Source organism: Bacillus sp. AM 13(2015) (assembly GCF_001518755.1).
GTDB classification, from domain to species: domain Bacteria; phylum Bacillota; class Bacilli; order Bacillales; family Bacillaceae; genus Bacillus; species Bacillus safensis.
In genome coordinates this window covers 15,018-40,677 of record NZ_LKCP01000083.1, presented here as the reverse complement: position 1 = coordinate 40,677, position 25,660 = coordinate 15,018, and the positions used below count along the sequence as shown (strand labels likewise).

General features: G+C 41.5%; 33 protein-coding genes, 1 pseudogene and 1 riboswitch. Of the genes and pseudogenes, 30 read left to right on the top strand and 4 right to left on the bottom strand.

Annotated elements, in window-relative coordinates:
* Positions 1–81 precede the first annotated feature (81 nt).
* From AOQ70_RS15370 to lysA, 20 genes are all read left to right on the top strand, one after another.
* Positions 82–303: a hypothetical protein gene (locus AOQ70_RS15370; protein ID WP_039179694.1), complete on the top strand. Its 222-nt coding sequence runs from the start codon at positions 82–84 to the stop codon at positions 301–303.
* 111 nt (positions 304–414) lie between these two features.
* Positions 415–1,545 carry a S8 family peptidase gene (locus AOQ70_RS15365; RefSeq protein WP_082700864.1) on the top strand — a complete coding sequence of 377 codons (1,131 nt, stop codon included), beginning with the start codon at positions 415–417 and terminating at the stop codon, positions 1,543–1,545.
* Positions 1,546–1,661: 116 nt separating this feature from the next.
* On the top strand, positions 1,662–2,306 hold the full coding sequence (spoIIM, locus tag AOQ70_RS15360; protein ID WP_039179689.1) for a stage II sporulation protein M: 645 nt from the start codon (positions 1,662–1,664) through the stop codon (positions 2,304–2,306).
* A gap of 110 nt (positions 2,307–2,416) precedes the next feature.
* Positions 2,417–2,869: a ferric iron uptake transcriptional regulator gene (fur, locus tag AOQ70_RS15355; protein ID WP_003215577.1), complete on the top strand. Its 453-nt coding sequence runs from the start codon at positions 2,417–2,419 to the stop codon at positions 2,867–2,869.
* 117 nt (positions 2,870–2,986) lie between these two features.
* On the top strand, positions 2,987–3,214 hold the full coding sequence (locus tag AOQ70_RS15350; RefSeq protein ID WP_024422871.1) for a YqzK family protein: 228 nt from the start codon (positions 2,987–2,989) through the stop codon (positions 3,212–3,214).
* 6 nt (positions 3,215–3,220) lie between these two features.
* Entirely contained in the window at positions 3,221–4,111 is an 891-nt protein-coding gene (xerD, locus tag AOQ70_RS15345; RefSeq protein ID WP_039179686.1) for a site-specific tyrosine recombinase XerD, read from the top strand.
* Between the two features lie 153 nt (positions 4,112–4,264).
* The gene (gene deoB / locus AOQ70_RS15340) at positions 4,265–5,449 is read left to right on the top strand and encodes a phosphopentomutase (RefSeq protein ID WP_059377139.1); all 1,185 of its coding nucleotides are present in this window, start codon (positions 4,265–4,267) and stop codon (positions 5,447–5,449) included.
* An 11-nt stretch (positions 5,450–5,460) separates the two neighbouring features.
* On the top strand, positions 5,461–6,273 hold the full coding sequence (locus tag AOQ70_RS15335) for a purine-nucleoside phosphorylase (protein WP_047204125.1): 813 nt from the start codon (positions 5,461–5,463) through the stop codon (positions 6,271–6,273).
* A 158-nt stretch (positions 6,274–6,431) separates the two neighbouring features.
* Entirely contained in the window at positions 6,432–7,586 is a 1,155-nt protein-coding gene (locus tag AOQ70_RS15330) for a D-alanyl-D-alanine carboxypeptidase family protein (RefSeq protein WP_371412183.1), read from the top strand.
* A gap of 161 nt (positions 7,587–7,747) precedes the next feature.
* A complete protein-coding gene (gene spoIIAA, locus AOQ70_RS15325) occupies positions 7,748–8,101 on the top strand; it encodes an anti-sigma F factor antagonist (RefSeq protein WP_024422866.1) in 354 nt (117 codons plus the stop codon).
* Positions 8,098–8,538 (top strand): anti-sigma F factor, encoded by a 441-nt coding sequence (gene spoIIAB / locus AOQ70_RS15320; protein ID WP_024422865.1) that lies wholly within the window; start codon positions 8,098–8,100, stop codon positions 8,536–8,538. Before spoIIAA ends, spoIIAB begins: the two co-directional genes overlap by 4 nt.
* A 13-nt stretch (positions 8,539–8,551) precedes the next feature.
* The gene (gene sigF / locus AOQ70_RS15315; protein ID WP_024422864.1) at positions 8,552–9,319 is read left to right on the top strand and encodes an RNA polymerase sporulation sigma factor SigF; all 768 of its coding nucleotides are present in this window, start codon (positions 8,552–8,554) and stop codon (positions 9,317–9,319) included.
* Between the two features lie 114 nt (positions 9,320–9,433).
* Positions 9,434–10,054: a stage V sporulation protein AA gene (locus AOQ70_RS15310; protein ID WP_059377134.1), complete on the top strand. Its 621-nt coding sequence runs from the start codon at positions 9,434–9,436 to the stop codon at positions 10,052–10,054.
* A complete protein-coding gene (locus AOQ70_RS15305) occupies positions 10,044–10,460 on the top strand; it encodes a stage V sporulation protein AB (protein WP_039179670.1) in 417 nt (138 codons plus the stop codon). Before AOQ70_RS15310 ends, AOQ70_RS15305 begins: the two co-directional genes overlap by 11 nt.
* Positions 10,461–10,480: 20 nt before the next feature.
* Positions 10,481–10,933: a stage V sporulation protein AC gene (spoVAC, locus tag AOQ70_RS15300; protein WP_059377133.1), complete on the top strand. Its 453-nt coding sequence runs from the start codon at positions 10,481–10,483 to the stop codon at positions 10,931–10,933.
* A gap of 12 nt (positions 10,934–10,945) precedes the next feature.
* Entirely contained in the window at positions 10,946–11,962 is a 1,017-nt protein-coding gene (gene spoVAD / locus AOQ70_RS15295) for a stage V sporulation protein AD (protein ID WP_058837982.1), read from the top strand.
* Positions 11,962–12,312 carry a stage V sporulation protein AE gene (gene spoVAE / locus AOQ70_RS15290; protein WP_007501045.1) on the top strand — a complete coding sequence of 117 codons (351 nt, stop codon included), beginning with the start codon at positions 11,962–11,964 and terminating at the stop codon, positions 12,310–12,312. Before spoVAD ends, spoVAE begins: the two co-directional genes overlap by 1 nt.
* A 6-nt stretch (positions 12,313–12,318) precedes the next feature.
* Complete coding sequence (locus AOQ70_RS15285; protein ID WP_059377131.1) at positions 12,319–12,927, top strand: stage V sporulation protein AE; 609 nt, start codon at positions 12,319–12,321, stop codon at positions 12,925–12,927.
* On the top strand, positions 12,881–14,353 hold the full coding sequence (locus AOQ70_RS15280) for a spore germination protein (RefSeq protein WP_047204120.1): 1,473 nt from the start codon (positions 12,881–12,883) through the stop codon (positions 14,351–14,353). The genes AOQ70_RS15285 and AOQ70_RS15280 overlap by 47 nt, the downstream gene beginning before the upstream one ends.
* Before the next feature lie 115 nt (positions 14,354–14,468).
* The gene (lysA, locus tag AOQ70_RS15275; protein ID WP_059377130.1) at positions 14,469–15,794 is read left to right on the top strand and encodes a diaminopimelate decarboxylase; all 1,326 of its coding nucleotides are present in this window, start codon (positions 14,469–14,471) and stop codon (positions 15,792–15,794) included.
* Between the two features lie 38 nt (positions 15,795–15,832).
* Here the strand turns inward: lysA and AOQ70_RS15270 are convergent, their stop codons facing one another.
* Positions 15,833–16,717: a DUF1002 domain-containing protein gene (locus AOQ70_RS15270; RefSeq protein WP_024422856.1), complete on the bottom strand. Its 885-nt coding sequence runs from the start codon at positions 16,715–16,717 to the stop codon at positions 15,833–15,835.
* 321 nt (positions 16,718–17,038) lie between these two features.
* On the opposite strand from AOQ70_RS15270, the gene AOQ70_RS15265 reads away from it, so the two are divergent.
* Positions 17,039–17,476 (top strand): peptidylprolyl isomerase, encoded by a 438-nt coding sequence (locus tag AOQ70_RS15265; protein WP_008359679.1) that lies wholly within the window; start codon positions 17,039–17,041, stop codon positions 17,474–17,476.
* 31 nt (positions 17,477–17,507) lie between these two features.
* On the opposite strand, the gene AOQ70_RS15260 is transcribed toward AOQ70_RS15265, so the two are convergent.
* Positions 17,508–18,707: an MFS transporter gene (locus tag AOQ70_RS15260; protein WP_059377128.1), complete on the bottom strand. Its 1,200-nt coding sequence runs from the start codon at positions 18,705–18,707 to the stop codon at positions 17,508–17,510.
* A 271-nt stretch (positions 18,708–18,978) separates the two neighbouring features.
* On the opposite strand from AOQ70_RS15260, the gene AOQ70_RS15255 reads away from it, so the two are divergent.
* The 7 genes and pseudogenes from AOQ70_RS15255 (at position 18,979) to AOQ70_RS15225 (ending at position 23,328) form a co-directional block, all read left to right on the top strand.
* Positions 18,979–19,560, top strand: coding sequence for a TetR/AcrR family transcriptional regulator (locus tag AOQ70_RS15255; protein WP_059377126.1), 582 nt, complete (start codon positions 18,979–18,981; stop codon positions 19,558–19,560).
* Between the two features lie 209 nt (positions 19,561–19,769).
* Positions 19,770–20,006, top strand: a complete 237-nt coding sequence (locus AOQ70_RS15250; protein WP_039179646.1) for a DUF2164 domain-containing protein — start codon at positions 19,770–19,772, stop codon at positions 20,004–20,006.
* Positions 20,007–20,236: 230 nt separating this feature from the next.
* A complete protein-coding gene (locus AOQ70_RS15245; protein ID WP_034623431.1) occupies positions 20,237–20,581 on the top strand; it encodes a hypothetical protein in 345 nt (114 codons plus the stop codon).
* A 105-nt stretch (positions 20,582–20,686) separates the two neighbouring features.
* A riboswitch (FMN riboswitch) is annotated at positions 20,687–20,828 on the top strand.
* Between the two features lie 253 nt (positions 20,829–21,081).
* Complete coding sequence (gene ribE / locus AOQ70_RS15240; protein ID WP_039179642.1) at positions 21,082–21,732, top strand: riboflavin synthase; 651 nt, start codon at positions 21,082–21,084, stop codon at positions 21,730–21,732.
* Between the two features lie 11 nt (positions 21,733–21,743).
* Positions 21,744–22,340: pseudogene (gene ribB, locus AOQ70_RS15235) on the top strand (3,4-dihydroxy-2-butanone-4-phosphate synthase); the annotation flags it as partial.
* Between the two features lie 56 nt (positions 22,341–22,396).
* Positions 22,397–22,861 carry a 6,7-dimethyl-8-ribityllumazine synthase gene (gene ribH / locus AOQ70_RS15230; protein ID WP_029706184.1) on the top strand — a complete coding sequence of 155 codons (465 nt, stop codon included), beginning with the start codon at positions 22,397–22,399 and terminating at the stop codon, positions 22,859–22,861.
* 113 nt (positions 22,862–22,974) lie between these two features.
* Entirely contained in the window at positions 22,975–23,328 is a 354-nt protein-coding gene (locus AOQ70_RS15225) for a GNAT family N-acetyltransferase (protein ID WP_039179637.1), read from the top strand.
* Positions 23,329–23,352: 24 nt separating this feature from the next.
* On the opposite strand, the gene AOQ70_RS15220 is transcribed toward AOQ70_RS15225, so the two are convergent.
* Positions 23,353–23,877: a DUF309 domain-containing protein gene (locus tag AOQ70_RS15220; RefSeq protein ID WP_039179635.1), complete on the bottom strand. Its 525-nt coding sequence runs from the start codon at positions 23,875–23,877 to the stop codon at positions 23,353–23,355.
* A gap of 90 nt (positions 23,878–23,967) precedes the next feature.
* Entirely contained in the window at positions 23,968–24,060 is a 93-nt protein-coding gene (locus tag AOQ70_RS19405) for a YjcZ family sporulation protein (protein ID WP_012010430.1), read from the bottom strand.
* Positions 24,061–24,269: 209 nt separating this feature from the next.
* On the opposite strand from AOQ70_RS19405, the gene AOQ70_RS15215 reads away from it, so the two are divergent.
* Both AOQ70_RS15215 and scpB read left to right on the top strand, forming a co-directional pair.
* Positions 24,270–25,028, top strand: a complete 759-nt coding sequence (locus tag AOQ70_RS15215; protein ID WP_024422848.1) for a segregation/condensation protein A — start codon at positions 24,270–24,272, stop codon at positions 25,026–25,028.
* A complete protein-coding gene (scpB, locus tag AOQ70_RS15210; protein WP_024422847.1) occupies positions 25,018–25,611 on the top strand; it encodes an SMC-Scp complex subunit ScpB in 594 nt (197 codons plus the stop codon). The genes AOQ70_RS15215 and scpB overlap by 11 nt, the downstream gene beginning before the upstream one ends.
* Positions 25,612–25,660: the final 49 nt, after the last annotated feature.

Sequence of the window (25,660 nt, the reverse complement as noted above, 5' to 3'; positions counted from 1 at the left end):
CAATCTGAGATAGACGTATTTACGTCTATCTTTTTTATGTAACATCGTGTATCATAACGTCAACGAAAGGGGTTTTGCCAAATGGGAAAAAGCAAAGCAAAGAAAAAACGAGAGCATATCCAAAGACAGCACAGCCGTAATCCAGAACTGTCGAGAGGAAACATGCCGCATTTTAGCACACACGAAAGGAAGACAAAAACAAAACAAGAAGTCTTGCAGCACATGATGAAAAAACATAAAGGACGAAATGCTTATGATCACTATCAAGAGGATCATAAGCATTTTTATTTTGCTTTTTTGTGAAAACTAGATCAAATAAATGGAAAAATTTTTAAAAATAGGACAAACGGTCGTTTCTTTTTGTCTAAAAATGTAGTTAAATGACAAAAAGAAACGAAAGGGAGAGTGAGTATTGTGAACGTCAAGTCATTTGGAGCAGGGCTTTGTATGGCAAGTGTGCTTGTGGCATCGGTCATGTTTGGCGCGTCAGATATTTCTGCAAAGGAACAAGCAAAAAAAGAGTACATGATCGGCTTTTCTTCTTCCGTTCAAGACAAAATACAAAAACAGCTTGTAGAAGAAGCTGGCGGGCATGTGAAAGAATCCATAGAGCAAATAGATATGATGAAAGTGTCGTTGAATGAGACATCAAAAAAGAAACTGAATGAAGCAAAAGAAGTGACCTTCATTGAGGAAGACCAAAAAGCAAAAACAAGCAGTCAAACTGTTCCATATGGCATCAAAAGCATCAAAGCACAAAAGGTACATAAACAAGGATACGCTGGACAGAATGTCAAAGTAGCAGTTCTTGACAGCGGTATCGACGGCAAACATGAGGATTTACATGTCACCGGCGGGGTGAGCTTTGTACCGACAGAGTCCGATCCGCTTGTAGATCCGCATAAACATGGGACGCATGTGGCAGGGACAATTGCCGCTTTAGATAATAAGGTAGGTGTCGTTGGTGTTGCGCCAAAAGCCTCTATCTATGCTGTTAAGGTGGCAGATGAAAATGGTGACGGTTACTATAGCTGGATCATAAAAGGGATTGAATGGGCCATTGAGAATGACATGGATGTCATCAATATTAGTATGGGGGGAGCAAGTGAATCTGAGGCGCTGAAAGAAGCGGTAGATCGAGCGTATGATAAAGGGATTCTCATTGTGGCTTCTGCAGGGAATGAAGGAAGTTATGGCTCTCTCAATACGATTGACTATCCGGCTAAATACAGCTCCGTGATGGCTGTTGCCTCTGTTGACCAAAAAAAGCAAAGAGCTTTTGATTCATCTGTTGGCGAAGAACTGGAAGTCTCAGCACCAGGCGTTTCAACGCTGAGCACCATTCCTCATAACGAATACGGCTACATGAGCGGAACGTCAATGGCATCACCGCATATAACGGGCGCTGCGGCTGTCATTCTATCAAAACATCCGAATCTGACAAACGATGAAGTGCGTGAGAGACTGTCAAAAACGGCGACAAAACTTGGAGAACCTTTTTATTACGGTGCCGGGCTTGTGAACGTACAAAAAGCCGCACGATAAATGAAAAAGAGAAAGCAGTGAGCAGGCTGCTTTCTCTTTTTTCTTTCAATAAAACTGTCATGTTTCGTAATCTCTCTCATAGAATCTAGTAACCTTACGATTTGGGAGGAAGACACATGCGGAAAAAGTCTTGGAAGGAGCATCTTCTTCAGCACGTAAAAGATCATCTCTCGATTTATTTATTTGTCTCTGTACTCTTTTTAATGGGTGTGATCTTCGGTGCCATCATTGTCAATAGCATGACATTCAGCCAGAAAGAGGATTTATTCTATTATTTAAATCAATTTTTTGGTCAGCTGACGAATGAGAAAGCAGCAGAATCAAAAGAAATGTTTTTACAAAGCTTCCTGCATCATATGAAATATTTAGGCCTTATGTGGATACTGGGAATATCCATCATTGGTCTGCCGCTCATCTTTCTCATGATCTTTTTAAAAGGAATTGTTGTTGGATTTACTGTTGGTTTTCTCGTGAATCAAATGGGGCTGAGTGGATTTTTTCTCTCGTTTGTATCGGTGCTTCCGCAAAACATTCTGCTTATTCCAGCCTATTTAGTGATTGGCACCTGTGCGATTGCGTTTTCCATCCGTCTCATTGGACAGCTCTTCATGAAAAAAACCATCAGTCAAGCACCCGTCCAGTGGTTTGGCCGGTATGCATCGGTTCTGCTGATGATTTTAGCGCTTGCTGCACTTTCATCTTTTTTTGAATCGTACATATCATTCATGCTGATGAAAAAGCTGGCAGGTATTCTTTTATAATTGTTATTAATTAATAATCAATTTATTTATCAATTTAAAATGATTATAGTTGGCTCTCAGCACATCATTTGATATAATGATCAAGTAATGTGGCGTAGGAGGGAAAGTCAATGGAAAATAGGATTGATCGAATTAAGAAACAGCTTCATTCTTCCAGCTACAAGCTCACGCCACAGCGTGAAGCCACAGTAAGAGTACTGCTTGAGAATGAAGAAGACCATTTAAGTGCAGAAGATGTATACCTCCTCGTAAAAGAGAAGTCTCCTGAAATTGGTCTTGCTACTGTTTATCGGACGTTAGAATTGCTCACTGAACTGAAAGTTGTTGATAAAATTAACTTTGGAGACGGCGTTTCGCGATATGATCTTCGCAAAGAAGGAGCCGCTCACTTCCATCACCATCTTGTCTGCATGGAATGCGGAACAGTCGATGAGATAGAAGATGATTTATTAGAAGATGTCGAAGAGATTATTGAACGTGACTGGAAATTTAAAATTAAGGATCATAGATTGACATTCCATGGTATTTGCCACCGGTGTCATGATGATGAATCCGGCAAATAATCCGAATTGGAACCTTTTCATTTAAGATGAAGAGGTTTTTTGCATTTTCGCTGTATATTCCTTGTCCTACCTGGCATATGCTGAAGTAATGAGAAGGTGAGAAAGGACTTGAAGATCATGGGAAAATGGCTCAAAACAACAGGTGAAGTGATCAAAGTATTTATCTTGTTCACAGGTTTTACCGTCCTGTTCTATTATGCTATGATATGGATAAATTCAGAATATGAAAGCTACCATCGTTATGATAAACCAGAGGGTGCAGCAATTAAAGTGATGGAAATGGATCAGCCGAATCAAGACAATTGGCAAGACCGATTGATTTATTTTTATCAAAACGGGGAGTAGAAATCATTGAACGATCAATTATCCGACTTTATTCATTTTATGACCGTAGAGAGAGGACTCTCTGAAAATACCATTGTTTCTTATAAAAGAGATTTGCAGAACTACTTGTCTTTTTTAATGACACATGAACAGCTGACGGATATTAGCGATGTCACGCGCCTGCATATCATTCATTATTTAAAGCAGTTAAAAGAGGAAGGGAAATCGAGTAAAACGTCTGTACGGCATCTATCATCGATCCGTTCCTTTCATCAATTTTTGCTTCGGGAAAAAGTGACAACGGATGACCCGTCATGGAACATTGAAACGCAAAAAACAGAGCGGACATTACCGAAAGTTCTATCATTAGGGGAGGTCGAAAAACTGCTTGATACACCAAATCAGCACACTCCCTTTGACTACCGAGACAAAGCAATGCTTGAGCTCTTATATGCAACAGGCATTCGCGTCAGTGAAATGCTGGATCTGACCCTTGCAGATGTGCACCTCACAATGGGCTTTATCCGCTGTTTTGGAAAAGGAAGAAAAGAGCGAATTGTGCCAATCGGTGAAGCTGCCGCAAGCGCAATTGAAGAATATATCGAAAAGGGAAGAAGCAAGCTGTTAAAAAAACAGCCGTCCGATGCCCTGTTTCTCAATCATCACGGGAAAAAAATGTCGCGCCAGGGCTTCTGGAAGAACTTAAAGAAACGAGCCATTGAAGCAGGGATTCAAAAGGAGCTGACGCCTCATACGCTCAGACATTCATTTGCTACACACCTGCTTGAAAACGGTGCGGACTTAAGAGCTGTACAGGAGATGCTCGGACATGCCGATATCTCAACAACACAAATTTATACACATGTGACGAAAACAAGACTGAAAGATGTGTATCACAAATTCCATCCAAGGGCATAAGTAAAGCATGACACGATGAACGGGTGTCATGCTTTTTCATCTTTACACCGTTTATGGTTGTCAACTGGCTTGTAAACGGTTTATACTTGAGATGTCTGACCTCTTACTGTTTGTAAGGTCAAAAGACAAGAATATTGAAGGAGGCGCTTTTTAATGCCTGATTATCAGTATAAACGCATTTTCCTCGTCGTAATGGATTCAGTAGGGATTGGGGAAGCACCAGATGCTGCTGATTTTAATGATGTAGGTGCAGATACACTTGGACATATTGCTGAAAAAATGAACGGGCTTCATATGCCGAATATGGCGAAGCTTGGGCTGAGTCATATTAAAGAAATCAAAGGAATTCCAGCGGATGAAAAACCGCTTGCGTATTATGGAAAAATGCAAGAAGCATCAAATGGTAAAGACACAATGACAGGGCACTGGGAAATCATGGGTCTTTACATAGACACACCGTTCAAAGTCTTTCCAGACGGATTCCCAGATGAACTATTAAATGAATTAAAAGAAAAAACTGGCCGAGGTATTATTGGAAATAAACCTGCGTCTGGTACGGAAATTTTAGATGAGCTTGGCGAAGAGCACATGAATACAGGCGATTTAATCGTTTATACATCTGCAGATTCTGTGCTGCAAATTGCTGCGCACGAAGAAGTTGTGCCATTAGATGAGCTTTACCGTATTTGTGAAATTGCCCGTGAACTCACATTAGATGAAAAATATATGGTTGGACGGATTATCGCTCGTCCGTTTGTCGGAGAGCCTGGTGCTTTTGTTAGAACGCCAAACCGTCATGATTATGCGTTAAAACCATTTGACCGTACAGTCATGAATGAACTGAAAGATGATGGGCTCGATGTCATTGCGATCGGAAAAATCTCTGATATTTATGACGGCGAAGGAATCACATCATCTCTTAGAACAAAATCGAACATGGATGGAATGGACAAGCTGGTCGATACACTTAAAACAGACTTTACAGGACTCAGCTTTTTGAACCTTGTTGATTTTGACGCTCTTTACGGACATAGAAGAGATCCAGAGGGTTATGGAAAAGCATTAGAGGAATTTGACGCACGTCTTCCTGAAGTGTTTGACCTGTTGAAAGAAGATGATCTTCTTGTGATCACAGCAGATCATGGAAATGACCCGATTCATCACGGAACAGATCATACAAGAGAATACGTTCCGCTCATTGCTTACAGCAAAAAGCATCAGGAAGCAAATGAACTGCCAACAGCAAAAACGTTTGCTGATCTTGGGGCAACCGTTGCAGATAATTTCAAATCAGCAATGCCTAAATACGGAACAAGCTTTTTATCTAAACTCAAATAGGGGGAAATCTCGTGGGAGCACAGTTTTCAGAAGCGGCGGCATATATTAAACAAGCATCGACATATGTACCAACAGTTGGATTGATTTTAGGATCAGGGCTTGGCATTTTAGCAGATGAGATTGAAAATCCAATCAAAATAAAATATGAAGATATTCCCGGATTCCCTGTTTCAACAGTAGAGGGACATGCAGGGCAGCTCGTGATCGGAACGCTGAAAGGCACTGTCGTTTGCGCGATGCAAGGACGTTTTCATTTCTATGAAGGGTATGATATGAAGCAAGTGACGTTTCCTGTCCGTGTGATGAAAGAAATTGGTATTGAAACATGCATTGTCACAAATGCAGCCGGCGGAGTGAATACTTCATTCCGTCCAGGAGACCTCATGCTGATCACAGATCATATCAATATGATGGGAACCAATCCATTAATTGGCCCAAATGACAGTCAAGGCGTTCGTTTCCCTGATATGTCTGCACCGTACGATAAAGAATTGCTGGCACTTGCAGCAGAAACAGCCCAGCGTTTAGGTATATCTGTACAGCAAGGGGTTTATGCAGGGATGACAGGCCCTTCATATGAAACACCTGCTGAAGTTCGTTTCCTTAGAACGCTTGGAGCAGATGCGGTAGGAATGTCGACTGTTCCAGAAGTCATTGTTGCGCGTCATGCAGGAATCAAAGTACTTGGCATTTCATGCATTTCCAATGCGGCATCTGGTATTTTGGATCAGCCGCTGTCACATGATGAAGTGATCGAAGTAACGGAAAAAGTGAAAGCAAGTTTTCTTGATTTAGTAAAAGACATTGTCAAACAACTTTCATAGCATGTGCCAAGAGCCTTCTGCTACCCAAGCAGAAGGCTTTTTTTATTTGCAATCATACGATCTCTGAATAAAACAGCCTGTATGAGGAAAAAATAGAAAGGATTACGATAATGGAGGTCTGCCACTTGAAACGTCATATATGTGCATTGTTTATTTTAATGATCCTTATCTCAATGGTTTCACCATCAGCGACAGCAAAAGAAAAGATTGAAAAACCAGGAGAAAAACAAACATCAGAATTGGCACACGAAGCCAAATCAGCGATCTTAATAGAACGTGACACAGGAAAGGTGCTTTACAATAAAAACAGCGATGAAAAGCTTGCACCCGCAAGTATGACCAAAATCATGACGATGCTTCTCATCATGGAAGCCCTTGATCAGGGTAAACTGAAAATGACAGACAAGGTCAGAACGAGCGACTATGCAGCGTCCATGGGAGGGTCGCAAATCTTCCTTGAACCAGGAGAAGAAATGACCGTGAAAGAAATGCTGAAAGGCATTGCGATTGCTTCGGGAAATGATGCTTCAGTTGCCATGGCAGAGCATATTGCAGGATCTGAAGAACAGTTCGTAGAGCAGATGAACAAAAGGGCGAAAGAGCTTGGCCTCAACTCAACAATCTTTCAAAACCCAACAGGACTTCCTGAAAAAGATCATTACAGCACAGCTCACGATATGGCAATAATGGCAAAAGAGCTGTTGAAATATGAACAAATCACCAAATTCACAGGTGTCTACGAAGACTATCTACGGCAAAACACAGATAAAAAATTCTGGCTTGTAAACACAAACCGTCTGATTAAATTTTATCCAGGTGTCGATGGGGTGAAAACCGGTTTTACAGGCGAAGCGAAATACTGTTTAACTGCATCTGCTAAAAAAGGCAACATGCGCGTCATTGCGGTTGTCTTCGGTGCAAGCACCCCGAAAGACAGAAACGCTCAGGTAGTCAAAATGCTGGACTACGCATTTAGTCAATATACGACTCATCCGCTTTACAAACGAGGGCAAGATGTGGCGGAGGTCAAAGTGAGCAAAGGGAAAAAGAAAAATATTCAGCTCGTTACTTCTGAACCGATCTCCCTTCTAACGAAAAAAGGCGAAAATGTGGATCAGATCAAAAAAGAAATCAAATTGTCTCATGATGTCAAGGCTCCATTTTCAAAAGGAACGGAACTTGGTACGATCGTCTTGAAAAAAGACGGAAAAGTGCTGCATGAAAGTCCTGTAGAAGCAAAAGAAGGAATGGAAAAGGCAGGCATTTGGACTTTCTTCAAACGAGCAATGGCTGATTTTGTAAAATGGAAATAAAAGGAGAAAGGCTGCTGAAATGGGCAGTCTTTTTGCTATGAGGAAAAAGAAAAGAACATCTAAATGTGACGAATGGTCACTAGTTTTGTCATGGTGAAGGATTTACTTCATATAAAAGAGAAACACTCTTTATCCGAAATAGAGCAAGGAGGAATAAAAAGATGAGCCTTGGTATTGATTTTCAAGTAAAAGAGAGCGTACTTTGCATTCGGTTAACAGGAGAGCTCGATCATCACTCCGCAGAAACATTGAGACAAAAGGTGACGAATTATTTGGAAACAGAGGACATTCGCCACATTGTGCTGAATCTGGCTGATTTATCATTTATGGACAGCTCTGGACTCGGAGTGATTTTAGGAAGATATAAAGAGATTAAGCAGCTTGGCGGAGAAATGGTCGTCTGTGCCATCTCGCCAGCAGTGAATCGGTTATTTGATATGTCTGGTTTGTTTAAAATCATTCGTATGGAGCCTTCAGAGCAAACGGCTTTGCAAACATTGGGGGTGGCGTCATGAGAAATGAAATGAATCTGACTTTTTCGGCATTAAGCCAAAATGAATCGTTTGCGAGGGTGACAGTCGCGGCGTTTATCGCTCAGCTTGATCCGACTTTAGATGAATTAACAGAAATCAAGACCGTCGTATCAGAGGCAGTGACAAACTCCATCATCCATGGCTATGATGGGAATCCAGATGGCAAGGTGCATATCCATGTCACATTAGATGACCATGTCGTCTACCTCACCATCCGTGACGAAGGCATGGGTATTACCGATCTTGAGGAAGCAAGACAGCCGCTTTTTACAACAAAACCAGACTTAGAGCGCTCTGGAATGGGCTTTACCATCATGGAGAATTTTATGGATGATGTCATGGTGGATTCATCTCCAGAAATGGGCACGACCATCCGTTTAACAAAGCATCTATCAAAAAGCAAAGCGCTTTGTAATTAAAGGAGCTGCTCATATGGATGTGGAGGTAAAAAAGCAAGCTAAAAAAGCCCAGCTGTCAAATGATGAAGTCAAAGAGCTCATCAAAAAAAGCCAAGACGGTGATCAGCAAGCAAGAGACCTCCTCGTAGAAAAAAACATGCGTCTTGTTTGGTCCGTTGTTCAGCGCTTTTTAAATAGGGGATATGAACCAGATGATCTGTTTCAGATTGGCTGTATTGGACTGCTGAAATCTGTGGATAAATTTGATTTGTCATATGATGTAAAGTTTTCAACGTACGCCGTCCCAATGATCATCGGGGAAATTCAGCGATTCATTCGGGATGATGGGACGGTCAAAGTGAGCAGGTCATTAAAGGAACTCGGAAATAAAATCCGGCGGGCAAGGGATGAGTTGTCTAAGTCTCATGGAAGAATGCCGACCGTTCAAGAAATTGCCGAATACCTTGATATCACACCAGAGGATGTCGTCCTCGCCCAAGAAGCGGTCCGCTCACCATCATCCATTCATGAAACAGTGTATGAAAATGATGGGGATCCGATAACATTGCTTGATCAAATTGCCGATCATTCTGAAGAAAGATGGTTTGACAAAATTGCTCTGAAAGAAGCGATCAAGGAATTAGAAGAAAGGGAAAAACTCATTGTGTATTTAAGGTATTATAAAGACCAGACACAATCTGAGGTTGCAGAAAGACTTGGCATTTCACAGGTGCAAGTCTCACGGCTTGAAAAGAAAATTTTAAAGCAAATCCAAATGCAAATGGATCAAAAAGACAGCTAGCCAATTCGGCTGGCTTTTTTTGTGTGGTAATTACCGGTAAATCAAGTTCTATCAGTATGAGAACCATTTTTCACCACATACTATTTTTAACCCCTCGTATAGGAAGTGACTTGGATGGACGGACAAATCTTTATTCGGCTGCGCCATCGAATCAAGACTGGAATAGATCAGCTCATTTATTTAGAGGATGTCGCCCAAATCACTGGTGATGAGTTTGCTGTGCAAAAGCTTAGCAAAATGCCGGTGTATCATGTCAGCAAAAAGGATCGTCACATCGCCGTTCTTGATATCATGCATGTCGTCAAAACGATCAAAAAAACGTGGCCGGATATCGACATTCAAACCGTTGGCGGCTCTGAGGCCATTGTTGAAATTGATACAGGCAAACGCCAGCTTTCTCCCGTTTTATTTGTGTTTGTATGGCTTCTATTATTTGTCGGAGCGGCGCTTGCCATTATGAATTTCCACGAGGATGTCAGTATGCGGCTCGTTCATATCCGCCTATATGAAATGATCACAGGGAAAACGGTTGAGCATCCGTATTTATTACAAATTCCATATAGCTTTGGACTCGGCCTTGGGATGATTTTGTTTTTCAATCATGTATTTAAAAAGCGTTTAAATGAAGAACCAAGTCCGCTCGAAGTGGAAATGTTTAAATATCAGCTCGATCTCGATCATTATGTCGCACTCAATGAAAATAAAGAAACATTGAAGGATATCCATGATCGGTAAATGGCTTTTTGTCGTACTCGTTGGACTTGGCGGCGGTTTAACAGTCGGAGCAGGATTTGTGGCATTTCTTACAGTGCTTGGCATCATTCCCCGCTTAATGCAATTAACCAAAACGCAGCGCTTCATACAAGGGTACGAGGCGGCAGTCATTAGCGGGGCGGTTGTTGGCGGCTGGGCCACCTTAAGTCAAATACATCTGCATTTAACCAAATGGCTGGCGCTGCCGGTCGGTCTTTTATCAGGCATCTTTGTCGGCATGCTTGCAGCTGCACTTACTGAAGTATTAAATGTACTTCCTATATTAACGAAAAGAATTGGAATGGACGGGAAAATTGTTTTGCTGCTCATGGCCATCGTCTTAGGAAAGATATTTGGTTCACTATTTCATTGGCTTATTTATATTTAAGAAATTGGAGGGAACAACACGTGTCGAGTTTAAAAGAGAACTATCCATCTAAGGTGAAAACATATCAGCCCAAACCTCCTTATGTCCTCAACTGCATCAAGGCGTTTTTAGTTGGCGGCTTAATCTGTCTAATAGGAGAGGGGCTGCAAAATTTCTATATCCACTTTTTTGATTTTAATGAAAAGACAGCAGGGAACCCGACGGTGGCAACCCTCATTTTAATTTCTTCTATATTAACTGGAATCGGTATTTACGATAAGATCGGCCAGTTTGCTGGAGCGGGATCAGCTGTACCGGTAACAGGCTTCGCTAACAGTATGACAAGTGCTGCCCTTGAGCATAAAAGTGAAGGGCTTGTTTTAGGTGTTGCCACAAATATGTTTAAACTAGCTGGGAACGTCATTGTGTTCGGTGTCGTCTCGGCATATATCGTAGGGATCATTCGATACATCTTCGAAAAGATGTTTTCGTAGGAGGAATGAAAGGTGAAACTAACAGGTAAACAATCTTGGGTATTTGAGCACAAGCTTTATGTCAATGCAGAAGGAACTGCTGCAGGACCTAAGGAAAAAGAAGGTCCAATTGGACATTTAATTGATAAAACATACGATGAAATGCACTGTGATCAAAAGAACTGGGAAATGGCTGAAAGGAAGCTCATGGATGATGCGATATCAAGTGCTTTATCAAAAGCAAATTTGCAAAAAAGCGATATTGATCTGTTGCTGGCTGGAGATTTACTCAACCAGAACGTCACTGCAAACTATGTGGCAAGAGAGCTGAAGATCCCGTTTCTCTGCTTATTTGGAGCATGCTCGACCTCAATGGAATCGGTCGCCATTGCGTCAGCACTCATTGATGGCGGCTTTGCAAATAGAGCCATCGCAGCAACAAGCAGTCACAATGCGACCGCAGAACGCCAATTTCGAAACCCGACCGAATACGGCGGACAAAAGCCAGATACAGCAACAAGTACCGTAACAGGGAGCGGAGCCGTTATTATCAGCCAAGAGCCCTCACAAATTCAAATTACAAGTGCAACGGTAGGCAGGGTCATGGATCTTGGCATTACAGATCCATTTGATATGGGATCGGCCATGGCACCGGCCGCGGCAGACACCATCAAGCAGCATTTAGAAGACTTAGGAAGAACAGTAGATGATTACGATTTGATTTTAACTGGAGATTTATCAGGCATTGGTTCACCGATTTTAAAGGATCTCCTGAAAGAAGAAGGCATCCAGCTTGGGCGAAAACACGATGATTGCGGTTTAATCATCTATACACCCGATCAAAACGTATTCGCTGGAGGCAGCGGCTGTGCTTGTTCAGCTGTTGTGACATTTAGTCATATTTTTCAAGAAATGAAAGCAGGGAATCTGCAAAGAGTACTCGTTGTCGCAACCGGGGCGCTACTCAGCCCAATGATGGTTCAGCAAAAAGAGACCATTCCAACCATTGCGCACGGTGTCGTATTTGAGCGTGCAGGAGGAGAGAGCTAATGGATTATCTTATCGCTTTTGTGGCAGGCGGACTTATTTGTGTCATTGGCCAGCTTTTGCTAGATGTACTCAAACTCACGCCGGCACATGTCATGACTACTTTTGTTGTGGCAGGTACCATTTTAGACGGATTCGGTATTTATGATAAATTTATTGAATTTGCAGGTGCGGGCGCAACCGTACCAATCGTCAGCTTTGGTCATAGCTTGCTTCATGGGGCAATGCACCAGGCAGATGTACATGGATTCATCGGCATCGGTATCGGGATTTTTGAATTAACCTCGGCTGGAATATCAGCTGCGATTTTATTCTCATTTATTATCGCACTGATCTTTAAACCGAAAGGATAACCGAATATGGGGCAAAGACGGAAAATCATTTTAGTGACAGACGGAGATATATATGCTGCCAAAACCATTGAGCTCGCCGCTAAAAACGTCGGCGGACGATGTATTTCCAGCTCAAAAGGAAATCCAAGCAAACGGACAGGACCTGAACTTGTTCAGATGATTTTAAAAACACCGTATGATCCAGTCTTTGTGATGTTTGATGATTCTGGACTGACCGGTGAAGGAACAGGCGAGACGGCGATGAAACATGTAGCACGCCACCCTGAAATCGAAGTCATTGGCGCGATTGCAGTTGCATCTAAGACGCACCAAGCCGAATGGACAAAGGTCCATGTCTCCATTGACCGGGAAGGTGAACTGACAGAATACGGTGTCGACAAACACGGTCTTCCCGAAATGGAGCCCCATAAAATGAGCGGGGATACAGTGTATTGTCTTGACTCCCTCAATCTCCCGTTCGTTGTCGGGATTGGAGATATTGGCAAGATGGGACGGAAAGATGATCTGAGCAAGGGATCTCCAATCACGATGAAAGCAGTGGAATTAATATTAGAAAGGAGTGGCTTCCATGAAGAAAGACAAGGTAAACGTGTACCGAGACCCGAAGAAAAATGAAGATTACTTCAAAGAAAATGTCGGAATGGGTCTCAGCTTTGACCTTGGTGTTCGGAAAATTTATATACACGATCAGGAAATCCAGCTTTACTATGTAAACGGATTGTGTGATACACAGTATGTCATCTACTTATTAAAAGAACTAATCGAAATCAATGACAACGAACCAGAATCAGATGATCTTGCACATGTAGTCGAGAACCGCCTTGTCAATCAGCAGGTCTCCAAGGTAGAAACGCTGGATGAAGCGGTGGATCAAGTGCTGTCCGGGCTTGTAGCAGTTGTTGTAGAAGGTGAAAACTACGCCTTTATCATTGATGTTAGAAGTTATCCTGGCAGAATGCCTGAGGAGCCGGATACAGAAAAGGTTGTCAGGGGAGCAAGAGACGGTTTTGTTGAAAACATTATTGTAAATACAGCGCTTATTCGAAGAAGAGTGCGGGATGAAAAGCTGCGATACAAAATGCTCAAAGTAGGCGAACGTTCCAAAGCCGATGTTTGTGTTTGCTATATTGAAGATATTGCAGACCCAGATCTTGTAGATATTATAGAAAAAGAAGTATCAGGAATTAAGGTCGATGGGCTGACGATGTCTGATAAAACGATTGAAGAATTTATTATTAAGCAAGGATATAATCCCTTTCCGCTAGTGCGTTATACCGAGCGTCCAGATGTCGCCGCTAACCACATATTAGAAGGGCATGTCATCATCATTACGGATACATCCCCTAGTGTCATCATTACACCAACCACTATTTTTCACCACGTTCAGCATGCAGAAGAATATCGCCAGGCACCTGCCGTTGGTACATTCCTAAGATGGGTACGCTTTTTAGGCATTTTATGTTCTACCTTTCTTTTGCCGATTTGGTTTCTTTTTATCCTTGAACCGAATCTTTTGCCTGACAATTTAAGCTATATTGGGTTTAACAAACCTTCTCATATCCCTGTGATTCTCCAAGTGTTCCTTGCTGATTTCGGGGTGGAATTTTTAAGGATGGCAGCAATTCATACGCCAACCGCCTTGTCGACCGCCATGGGACTGATCGCGGCTGTTTTAATTGGACAAATCGCTATTGATGTCGGTTTGTTTACACCAGAGGTCATCTTATACGTTTCACTGGCGGCTATCGGTACCTTTACAACGCCAAGCTATGAACTGAGTGTCGCCAATAAGATTGTCAGGCTCATCATCCTAGCACTAGTGGCGATCTTCAAGCTGAATGGACTCATCATTGGTTTTACGTTATTACTCATTTATTTAACTTCCATTCGTTCATTGCAGACGCCTTATATGTGGCCGTTCCTCCCTTTTAATGGGAAGGCTCTGTGGCAAGTGCTGATTCGGACGTCTGTTCCTGGCTCAAAAGTAAGACCGAGCATCGTTCACCCTCAAAACAGATCAAAAATTCCGCCAAATTCTTAAGGCTCATTGAAAGTGGCTGAAGATTGTGATATTGTATTTTTAACTTTGAGACAAGGCAAAAGGCAGCTCACGCAGCTGCCTTTTTTCAGCCGAAGCGGAGAAAGAGGGAATGACATTGTATTTACACGGCACTTGCAGACAAAATGAACTCGGTCATTTAGAAATCGGTGGTGTTGATGCCGTTTCTTTAGCTGAAACGTATGGGACACCACTTTATGTATATGATGTGGCTTTAATACGGGAGCGCGCAAAAAGCTTTCAAAAAGCATTTATAGAGGAAGAATTAACAGCGCAGGTAGCATACGCGAGTAAAGCATTTTCTTCCATCGCCATGTTTCAGCTTGCTAAAGAAGAAGGATTATCTCTTGATGTTGTCTCAGGCGGTGAGCTTCACACAGCCATTTGCGCTGGATTCCCAGTAGAAAAAATTCATTTCCATGGCAATAATAAAAGCAGAGAAGAATTAAAAATGGCTTTAGAGCATGGGATCGGCTGTATAGTTGTGGATAATTTCTATGAAATGAAGCTCATTGAACAGCTTGGTCAAGAGCTGTCAAAAAAAGTGAAAGTATTGCTCCGCATCACGCCTGGTGTCGAAGCGCATACGCATGATTACATTACGACAGGTCAAGAGGATTCAAAATTTGGCTTTGATCTTCACAATGGACAAGCAGATGAAGCGGTGAAACAAGTGCTTCGTTCAGAAGTGATTGAGCTTTTAGGTGTTCATTGTCATATCGGTTCACAAATTTTTGATACGGCTGGTTTTGTCCTTGCGGCAGATAAAATCTTTTTGAAGCTGGATGAATGGAGAGAATCATTTGGTTTTATTTCTACAGTGTTAAACTTAGGCGGCGGCTTTGGGATTCGTTATACAGAAGAGGATGAACCACTTCCTGCGACAGAATATGTCGAGAAAATAATCCAAGCTGTGAAAAAGAACGTGGCCCGCTATGAGTTTGATATGCCGGAGATTTGGATAGAACCAGGCCGTTCTCTCGTTGGAGATGCAGGGACGACTCTTTATACGATCGGATCATCAAAACACGTACCTGGCATCCGCGATTATGTTGCGGTAGATGGCGGAATGAGTGACAACATTCGTCCGGCTTTATATCAAGCGAAATATGAAGCGGCAAGTGCCAATAAAATGAGTCAAACGCATGATCAAACCGTTTCAATTGCCGGTAAATGCTGTGAAAGCGGAGATATGCTCATTTGGGATATCGATCTGCCAGAGTTATCACAAGGGGATTTATTGGCTGTCTTTTGTACCGGAGCTTACGGCTATAGTATGTCAAACAACTATAACCGCATTCCGCGCCCAGCGGTTGTGTTTGTAGAGGACGGGGAAGCGCAGCTTGTGGTTGAGCGTGAAACCTATGAGGACATTGTCAAACTTGATTTACCGTATCAATCAAAAGTGAAAACATCTAATTAAAAAAGCTGCCTGGGGTACAGGCAGCTTTTTTTCATGGATTATTTTCCTCCAGTGAATACAGAGACGATCGCGTTCCAGATGGAGACAAAGAAATCCCAAATCTTTTGAAGAAGGTTTTTCCCTTCATCTGATTCTATGAATTTTGTAATCTTGTCTTTTGCTTTATCAATTTGAGACCCTACTTGATTCCAATCAATATTGATGTTTTTCATTTTATCAAATAACGAGACAAGCTGATCTTTTTGATCCTGCGTCAGATTTAAGTTCAAATCAGAAGCCGCCTGATCGACTTTTTCTTCTACTTCTTTTGTGGTTTTAGGGACACCGTTTTTTGCAATGTCATCTTTGATTTTTGCAATAAGGGCAGAAGCGTTGTCTTTCCCGATGGAGTCACCCAATTTAGAAGTTGTCACAAGCTCTTCGTTCGCCACCTGCTTCACATCTTCTGGAATGGCTTTGTCGCTTGACACTTCATACGCTTTAAGTAAGCCCGTCAGTGCGGCTGTACCAGATACTTCAAATGGAGCAGTGACGACAACCTTGGCATCCTTGACACCTGCTGTCATTAAAGCATTTAAATACATCTCATCTGTAATGGTCTTGATGTTGTGTGTATCCACAGTCAGACCAGTACCTGATTTCTCAATGGTGATAGATGAAGATGATAATGCTCTCGTCCCGATAGAAGAACGAGGGATATACTTTCCTAAATATTCGTGCTCTTCTTTATTGGTTACTTCAATTTTTGTCGCATTTTCAGGTGGATTCAACTCGTCAAGCACCTTTTGTCGATCAGCTGGTGTTAAGTCTTGCCCGAGTGTGACGATGACATCGCCGACAGCTGCATCCGCTAAGCTGACTTTTGGCGCACCAATTAGGAAAAGGAGCGCTGCCATCATACCAAGCATCATTTTTTTAAACATGTTGACCTCCTTCAAGTCGAAAGCGTTCCTCTTTCAAGAGAAACTCAGCTTTTGAGTACACGTACAGAAATGCACTCCATCATATAGACGTAACAAATTGACTCGACGTTTCAATTTTCTTTTTAAGATGTGTTCCTTTTCCAATAAATGAAGACATGTCATTTCGTCACATATCATTTTATGAGGAAAAAAGAATCAAGCAATCCTATTTTATCAATCATCAGTTAAGAGGTAAATGACAATCGAAGAGCAGGGGATGTTTAACATCACCGAAAATGTGCTATAATGAGCGTTGTTTAACCTGAAAGGAGAATGTGAAAAATGGCGAAAAAAGGATACATACAATTAACGAATGGAAAGAAAATTGAGTTTGAACTTTACCCAGAGGCTGCTCCAGGTACAGTAGCAAACTTTGAAAAATTAGCGAATGAAGGCTTCTACGATGGATTGAAGTTCCACCGCGTGATTCCAGGCTTCGTCAGCCAAGGCGGGGACCCAAACGGCAATGGAACGGGTGGTCCTGGTTACACAATTAAATGTGAAACAGAAGGAAATCCACATCAGCACGAAAGAGGTTCATTATCAATGGCACATGCTGGTAAAGACACAGGCGGCAGCCAATTCTTTATCGTACATGACCCGCAGCCGCACTTAAACGGTGTTCACACTGTTTTTGGCAAGGTAACATCTGGTATCGAGGCTGTACTTGATATGGAGCAAGGCCAAGGCATGGAAAAAGTTGAAGTTGTGGATGCGTAATCCAAAACACCGCTTAATCGCGGTGTTTTTTTTATTTTGTTTCTGAGTCAAATGTGATTTGTTTCGTTAGGCGATAGGTGATGATCCAATACAAAATGGCTAAAGCGCTGATAGAGGCACCAAAAAGACATACTCCGCTCCAGCCATAGGCTGCGTATATGCTGGTTGAAACAATTGAACCGGTCGCACTGCCGATGGAGTAAAAAATCATGTAAGCAGCCGTAAGCCGGCTTCTCGCCTCAGGCCGCACTGTGAAAATCATAGTCTGATTCGTTACGTGTACTGCCTGCACAGATAGGTCAAGAATGATAATGCCAATGACTAAGGCAATAAGTGAATGTTCAGTCAAACTGATGAAAAACCATGAAATGAATAATAGGACAAGGGCTATACCGCTTGTGAACTGTCCAAAACCTCGATCAGCAAGGCTGCCAGCCCGAGCAGCCCCTAATGCTCCGGCTGCTCCAGCAAGACCAAATGCGCCAATAGCAGTATGTGAAAGAGAGTGTGGCGCAGTACTGAGAGGCAGCACGAGTGAAGTCCATAACGTACCAAAGACGATAAAAATCAGAAGAGCTAGAATCCCGCGGATACGCAGGATTCGTTCTTGTATGAACAATACAAACATTGAACGAAGCAGATGAGCATAAGATAATGACTCTCTTTTGCTGTCATCACGCGGGAGCACTCGGAACAATACGCCAGTTAGGATCAGCATGATGACGGCAGAAACAAGATATACAGACCTCCAGCCAGCAAAATCGGTTAATACACCAGCAAAGGTTCGGGCGAGAAGAATACCGATGACGATTCCACTTTGCACCAAGCCGACGATACGGCCGCGCTCTTCTGGAGCAGCCCAACTTGCTGCAAACGCAACGAGTACCTGAGTGACTACAGCGAGCAGTCCGACCAATGCTAATCCTATAAATAGGACGGTGACGATAGGAGCGATGCCGACTAGAATAAGGGCAAGCACAGATAAAAGCATCTGACCAATGATGAGCCGGCGTCGATTCAACAGATCACCAAGTGGTACGATCAGTAGCAGCCCCGCCGCATAACAAAGCTGAGTAATCGTAATGACAATACCGATGGATGAATACGTGATATCGAACTCGGCTGCCAGTGAATCTAGTAACGGTTGTGCGAAGTATATGTTTGCAACAGCCATCCCGCAGGCTGCTGCAAAAAGTAGTGCCATATAGTGAGTCATTTTATCTTTAACCATTCATTGCATCCTCTCCTTTTTATACTAAAAAGAATAATATACTAATCGGTACAAAATGATTCCTGTTAAGGATAACCATCAAAATGTTTTAAAGTCAAGAATTTATTCTGTGTTAATCTTGAAAGAAGAAAGACGGTTTGACAATTTTACCTGAACAAAATACAATCATAATGTACTGATTAGTAATGAAAAGAAAATGATATCCTGATAAATAAAGAAATAGACAATTGTTATCGTGAAAGGATTTTATTGTTGAAAAGAGGAATTGATGATGGTTCGACAGCGTGAGTTTGATGAGGAAAAAGCGTTGAATGATGCAATGATGCTTTTTTGGGAAAAGGGGTATAGAGCTACAACGTTAAGCGATTTGACTGCAAAAATGGGAATACAGCGGCCAAGTTTATACGCAGCCTTTGGAGATAAAGAGGAATTATTTGAGGCTGCATTACGCACATATACAAAGCAGCATGCAGCCCGTATTCGAACAAAACTTCAAAACAATCGATCTGTAAAGGAAGCATTTCATCTATTATTGACAGATGTAGTGGAAGAGGAATATGGAGATGGCCCAAGTAAAGGCTGTTTTTGCATTAATACAATAGTGGAACTTGCTCCACACGAAGAGAAATTTGAAATTTTGACAAGAGAGCATCAGATGTATCTTTCGGTCATTTTTGAAGAAAAGATCGTGCAAGGTATTCGCTCAGGTGAGCTCGAAAGCGGCTTAAATGCTAAAGCCTTAGCACAGACACTGGTCGTTTCTTTCATCGGGCTCACCGTCCTCATGAAGTCACGTCCAGAGCGTTCATTTGTAGATCATTCTATAGCGACGATCCTATCTATTTTAAAATAAAATGGATAACACGCTATGACAGCTTCTGTGAAAAAATCATACAAAATAGTGAAGCGTATTTTGATCCATTACATTAAAATACGCTTTTTCTTTTAGGGCAGTCATGCACAGAATCTTTTTTTATGATATGATAAGAGAACAAACATTCGTATTTGTGAAATGCAAGCACATCCAGCTGCAAATGAAGAAAATAGAAAGAAGGGGAGACTTTGAAACCACTCACTAAAGAAGAAAAAAATCAAATGATGATGGCCATTCAGCGTTACTTTGCCGAAGAACGAGAAGAAGAGATTGGTGAATTAGCAGCCATTAATATACTAGAATTTATCACAAAAAACCTTGGAAGCTACTATTATAATCAAGGGGTTCGCGACAGCCGCAGCATCGCTGTTCAGCGGTCACAATTGTTAGAGGAAGACTTATTCGCACTCGAAAAAAGAATATAATCGAAAAGCCTGCAGTATCGTGTGGGACGAACTGATAAATAGGAAAAAGACCCCCTTAATAAAGAACGCATATTCGTATCATATGTAATGATTAAGAGGTGGAACCAAAGGGCCATCTGAATCGTTATATAAGTAACCATTAATGAAAATCAGCTTTTTTGGTTTTATTTCAATAAAAGAAGGAATAAAACATACAAATAGGCGAAGTGCAGATGATGGAGGTTCTAAATATGGGGAAAATTAAATTAAAAATGGCAATCTTATTTGTTTTACTGCTTTGTTTAGGCGCAGGTTATTTATACATGAATGGCATGAAAATTGAAGATGTGCCAACAGCCATTGGCGAGAGCTTAACAAATAATGATAAAGATTACACTATCTATGAATATACCATTACGAAAATTGATGGAGATGAATATTACGGTCAAGCAAAGAATGGCACCAAAATCATTTTTAATGGAAAGAAATTTGAAGATGATGTGGCCGATCTGAAAAAAGGCGATCGTATTAAAGCCTACTTTAGTAATGAAAAAAGAATAGATGGACTGATAAAAGTAGTAAAAGTCGTTAATTAACATGTCTCCTTTCCTATAAGGAGGCTTTTTTTGTGAAGAATCATGATTGTTGCATTTGAAAACAAGTATCGCTATAATAGCTCCTAAGGACAGCTAAATATCGATTGTATCCTTCGGGGCAGGGTGAAAATCCCGACCGACGGTAATAAAGCAAATGCTTTAAAGCCCGTGACCCGTTAATTTATTAACGGTTGATTCAGTGAAAAGCTGAAGCCGACAGTGAAAGTCTGGATGGGAGAAGGATAAAGAAAGCTATGAACGAAAAATATTTGTTGATCATAGTCTTATTTCTGATGCAAAAAAACCACAGCCCCGGAATTTTTTCCGGGGCTTTCTGTATGTTTTTGTTGTTAATAGACGCATGCAGTGTTTATTAGGTGATCCCTCATCTACCTTGTATGGACCATAAAAAGCGACGAAGGTGCTCAATCGATCACATGTCCCTAACATCGCTTTTTTTAAAAAGTGAGAAATACAAATGAAAAGAAAGGGAGGATCACATGTTTACGGGGATTATTGAAGAAGTTGGCACCGTTCAGTCATTAAGTAAAAAGTCAGCAGATGCCATGGAAATTGTCATTACATGCAGTCGTGTGCTGGAAGATGTTCACCTCGGAGACAGTATCGCCATTAATGGAGTATGTCTGACAGTCACAAGCTTTACAAAAGGACAGTTCGCGGCAGATGTGATGCCAGAGACGGTCAAATCGACATCACTGGATCAGCTGACAAAAGGCAGTCCAGTGAATTTAGAGCGAGCCATGTCCTCAAATGGACGATTTGGCGGCCATTTTGTCTCAGGCCATGTTGATGGAACGGCGGTCATTACCCGAATAGAAAAGAAGAGTAATGCCATTTACTATGATTTAAAGATGGACAAGACCCTCACAGATATGCTCACCCAAAAGGGTTCGATCGCAATAGATGGTGTCAGCTTGACCATTTTCGATTTGCGAGATTCACAAGTCACAGTCTCTATTATTCCTCATACGCTTGAAGGAACTATTTTCCCGACTAAATCTATGGGGGATATCGTGAATATAGAGTGTGACATGATCGGTAAATACATTTATCGTTTTTTAACAAAAGAGCAAGGCGATAAACAGCCATCTCGATTGACCCCATCATTTCTAAAAGAGCACGGATTCTAGGAGGCGATTGTATGTATCATTCTGTTGATGAGGCAATAAATGCCCTTAAACAAGGAAAAATCATTATCGTAGTGGATGATGAAGACAGAGAAAATGAAGGAGACTTTGTGGCACTTGCTGAGCATGCCACACCTGAAGTGATTAACTTCATGGCTTTACATGGAAGAGGCCTCATTTGTACGCCAGTCGATGCGTCGATCGCCAAACACCTAAATCTGCATCCAATGGTTGAACATAATACAGATGCACACCATACAGCATTTACAGTAAGCATCGACCATGTGACAACGACGACTGGTATCAGTGCTTTTGAGCGCTCCACCACCATGCTGGCCATGTTAAATAAAGACGCAAAACCAGACGAATTTGCCCGTCCAGGCCATGTTTTTCCGCTTATTGCAAAAGAAGGCGGCGTACTAGAAAGACCAGGTCATACAGAGGCAGCGGTTGATCTTGCTAAACTAGCAGGCTCAGAGCCGGCGGGTGTCATATGTGAAATTATGAATGCAGATGGATCAATGGCTCGCGTCCCTGAACTAAAGGAGATTCAAAAACAGCATGATTTAAAGATGCTGACAATAGAAGCATTACAGACATATTTAAACAATAATCAAGCAGCGACTATCGAAACAAAATAAAAATCACAAAAAAGGATGATCAACATATGAATACAATACAAGGGCATGTAGTAGCAGAAGGACTAAAATTTGCAATCGTTGTAGCGAGATTCAATGATTTTATTACAAGTAAACTGTTAGATGGAGCAGAAGACACATTGCTTAGACACGGAGCAAATGGTGATGATATCGATGTTGTGTGGGTACCAGGCGCTTTTGAAATCCCGTACATGGCAAAAAAATTAGCTGAAACCAAAAAATATGATGCAGTCATCACACTTGGAACCGTGATCAGAGGCGCAACGACTCACTATGATTACGTTTGTAATGAAGCTGCTAAAGGAATTGCTCAAAGTGCAATGTCAACAGGGGTACCGATTATCTTTGGTGTACTGACAACAGAATCGATTGAACAAGCCATTGAAAGAGCTGGTACAAAAGCTGGAAATAAAGGCAGCGAATCGGCTGCAGCTGCTATTGAAATGGCGAATCTCAATCGAACTTTCTCTTAATTTAGTGAAAAAGAGTTTAAAAACGGTATAAAAATGTTTATAATGTGTGATGAGCAAATGAATCATAAGACATTTGCTGGAAATTAGGATAATTTGAATATTGAGGGGTATATATGTTAATTCGTTACAAGAGGTCTTTTGAAAAAATTGCCATGGGACTCCTGTCCTTTATGCCGGGTGAGAAAGACGTCAAACAGCTTCAGCAGACGATGAAGTCATATGAAATGGATGAAGATCGGCAGCTGTTCCTATGGAAAGATGGCGAGGATATTGTAGGTGCTATTGGTGTGTTGAAAACAGACGACCAAGTACAAATCGAACATATTAGTGTGAATCCATCCCATCGTGATCAAGGAATCGGCAAGGAAATGGTTTTAGCCGTGGAAGACATATTTAAAACCAAAACACTCATTCCAAATGAATTAACGCAAGGCTTCTTTCATAAGTGTCACAGCGAATCAAATTAAATATCACACATGTAAAAGCAGAGGCTACAGTCCTCTGCTTTTTTTACGTTCAATCTGCTTTTTTCGCTCCAGCAATACATCTGTCCGGTCACGGAGTCTATGTTTTTCGATTAAAAATGTATGGGATAAGTTGCTTTCCTGTCCAAAGAGCAGTCCTTCTTTTTGGGCCATTTCTTGGCATAAAGATAGAAGTGCTTCATCTTTGATCGGCAGCATCACACTTTCATAAGGCATATGTTCATCCATTTTCTTTTTCAGCGTTCTCAGAAGCATCAGAAATGCCTCATCATCCAGACCGAGATTCGATAATACTGAACGATTTGCTTCTAACAAGTGAAGACTGTTAGAAATGAGCCGTTTTGCTCCTTTTCCATTTCCCCGTCTTTGATGATACAAGGCAACCGCGAGCTGAATGAGCCCGACCCAATATTCTTTGCGCTGCTCTGGGGGATCTTCCTTCCAATATTCTTCTAGAATTTCATGACACTCAAAATAATCTCTTGTTGTATGAAATTCGTGTAAAAAAGCCACGTACGCTTCAGGATACACAGCGGTCATCTCCTTTTCCACTTTCAGTCTAACATATTGAAAAGAAAAGAAGAAAGAGCGTCCCTTTATTGAAAAGGACGCTCTGTTTCTTTAATAAACCCAAGCCGCGCCAACGATGATCAGCAAGATGAAAAGCACGACAATAAGCGCGAATCCTCCGCCGAAGTTATAGCCATCTCCCATAATGATACGGCCTCCTTTTTCATCAGTTCTGATTACAATGGTATTCTATGTATAAATGCCCTTATTGGTATGGGCGAATCCACTGTTTTTCTTGATTTGCCTAAGGCATCATGGCCGAAATTATATTGGACGAGAGCTTTATCCTGTCTTATACTAAAGGTTAGCCGGTGAAACGGTACTTAGAAGACAGTAGAAATGGTGAGAAAAAGATGCTGGAATATCAGGTGAAAATAGATTCGTTCGAGGGTCCTTTGGACTTGCTTTTACATTTAATTAACCGGTTGGAAATTGATATTTATGATATTCCCGTCGCTAAAATTACGGAGCAGTATTTATTATATGTCCACACGATGAGGGAGCTTGAGCTCGATGTTGCGAGTGAATATTTGGTCATGGCTGCAACCCTCCTGAGTATTAAAAGCAGAATGCTTCTTCCGAAACAAGAGGAAGAGCTGTTTGATGAAGACCTGCTCGAAGAGGAAGAGGATCCTCGAGAAGAGCTGATTGGCAAATTGATTGAATACCGCAAGTATAAAAATGCAGCGCAAGAACTAAAGGAACGCGAAGAAGAAAGGCAAAATGCCTTTACAAAACCACCGAGTGATTTAAGCGAATTTGCAAAAGAATCAGAAGCGAAGGACACAAATTTACACGTAACGGTGTATGATATGTTAGGTGCGTTCCAAAAGGTATTAAACCGAAAGAAAATAACGAAACCAGCACCATCAAAGATTACAAGACAAGAAATCCCGATTGAAGACAAAATGAATGAGATTATGAACCATTTAAGAAAAACAAAAAAGCGGACCAATTTCATGACTCTATTTCAACATGATCAAAAGGAACACCTTGTCGTGACGTTTCTTGCTGTTCTCGAATTGATGAAAAGTCATCAAATCATGTTAGAGCAGGAAGGGAACTTTGAAGACATTTATATCATAGGGAGTGAAACGATTCATGACGCTTGATATCGTGAATTGGAAAGCCATCTTAGAAGCGCTGCTGTATGCAGCAGGTGACGAAGGCTTAACAAGAAAACAGCTCATGTCTGTTCTTGAAGTAGATGAGTCGGTATTACTCGACATTATGTCTTCCGTAAAGGAAGAATATCAAAAACAAGAACGAGGGATTGAGCTCATTGAATATGCAGATTCATATATGCTGCTGACGAAAAAAGAATACAGTATGTATTTAAAAAAATTAGTCGAGACACCATCCAAAGGTTTATCGCAGGCAGCGCTGGAGGTGCTTGCCATTGTTTCTTATAAACAGCCGATTACACGCAGTGAGGTAGAGGAGATTAGAGGCGTCAAATCAGAGCGTGTGCTTCATAGCTTAGTAGCCAAAGCATTGCTCTGTGAAGTAGGACGTGCCGATGGGCCGGGACGAGCAATTCTTTATGGGACAACCCCGACCTTTTTAGAGCAATTTGGCTTAAAAGCGTTAGATGAATTACCACCGCTTCCAGAGAATGTGGAAGCAGATGGTGTGCAAGAAGAAGCTGATCTATTTTTTGAAAACTTCAATCAAACATTTGAAGATATAAAATAGTTCAAACGAAGGAAAAATGTATGATAAAATATAAAAAAGATTTTAGGTC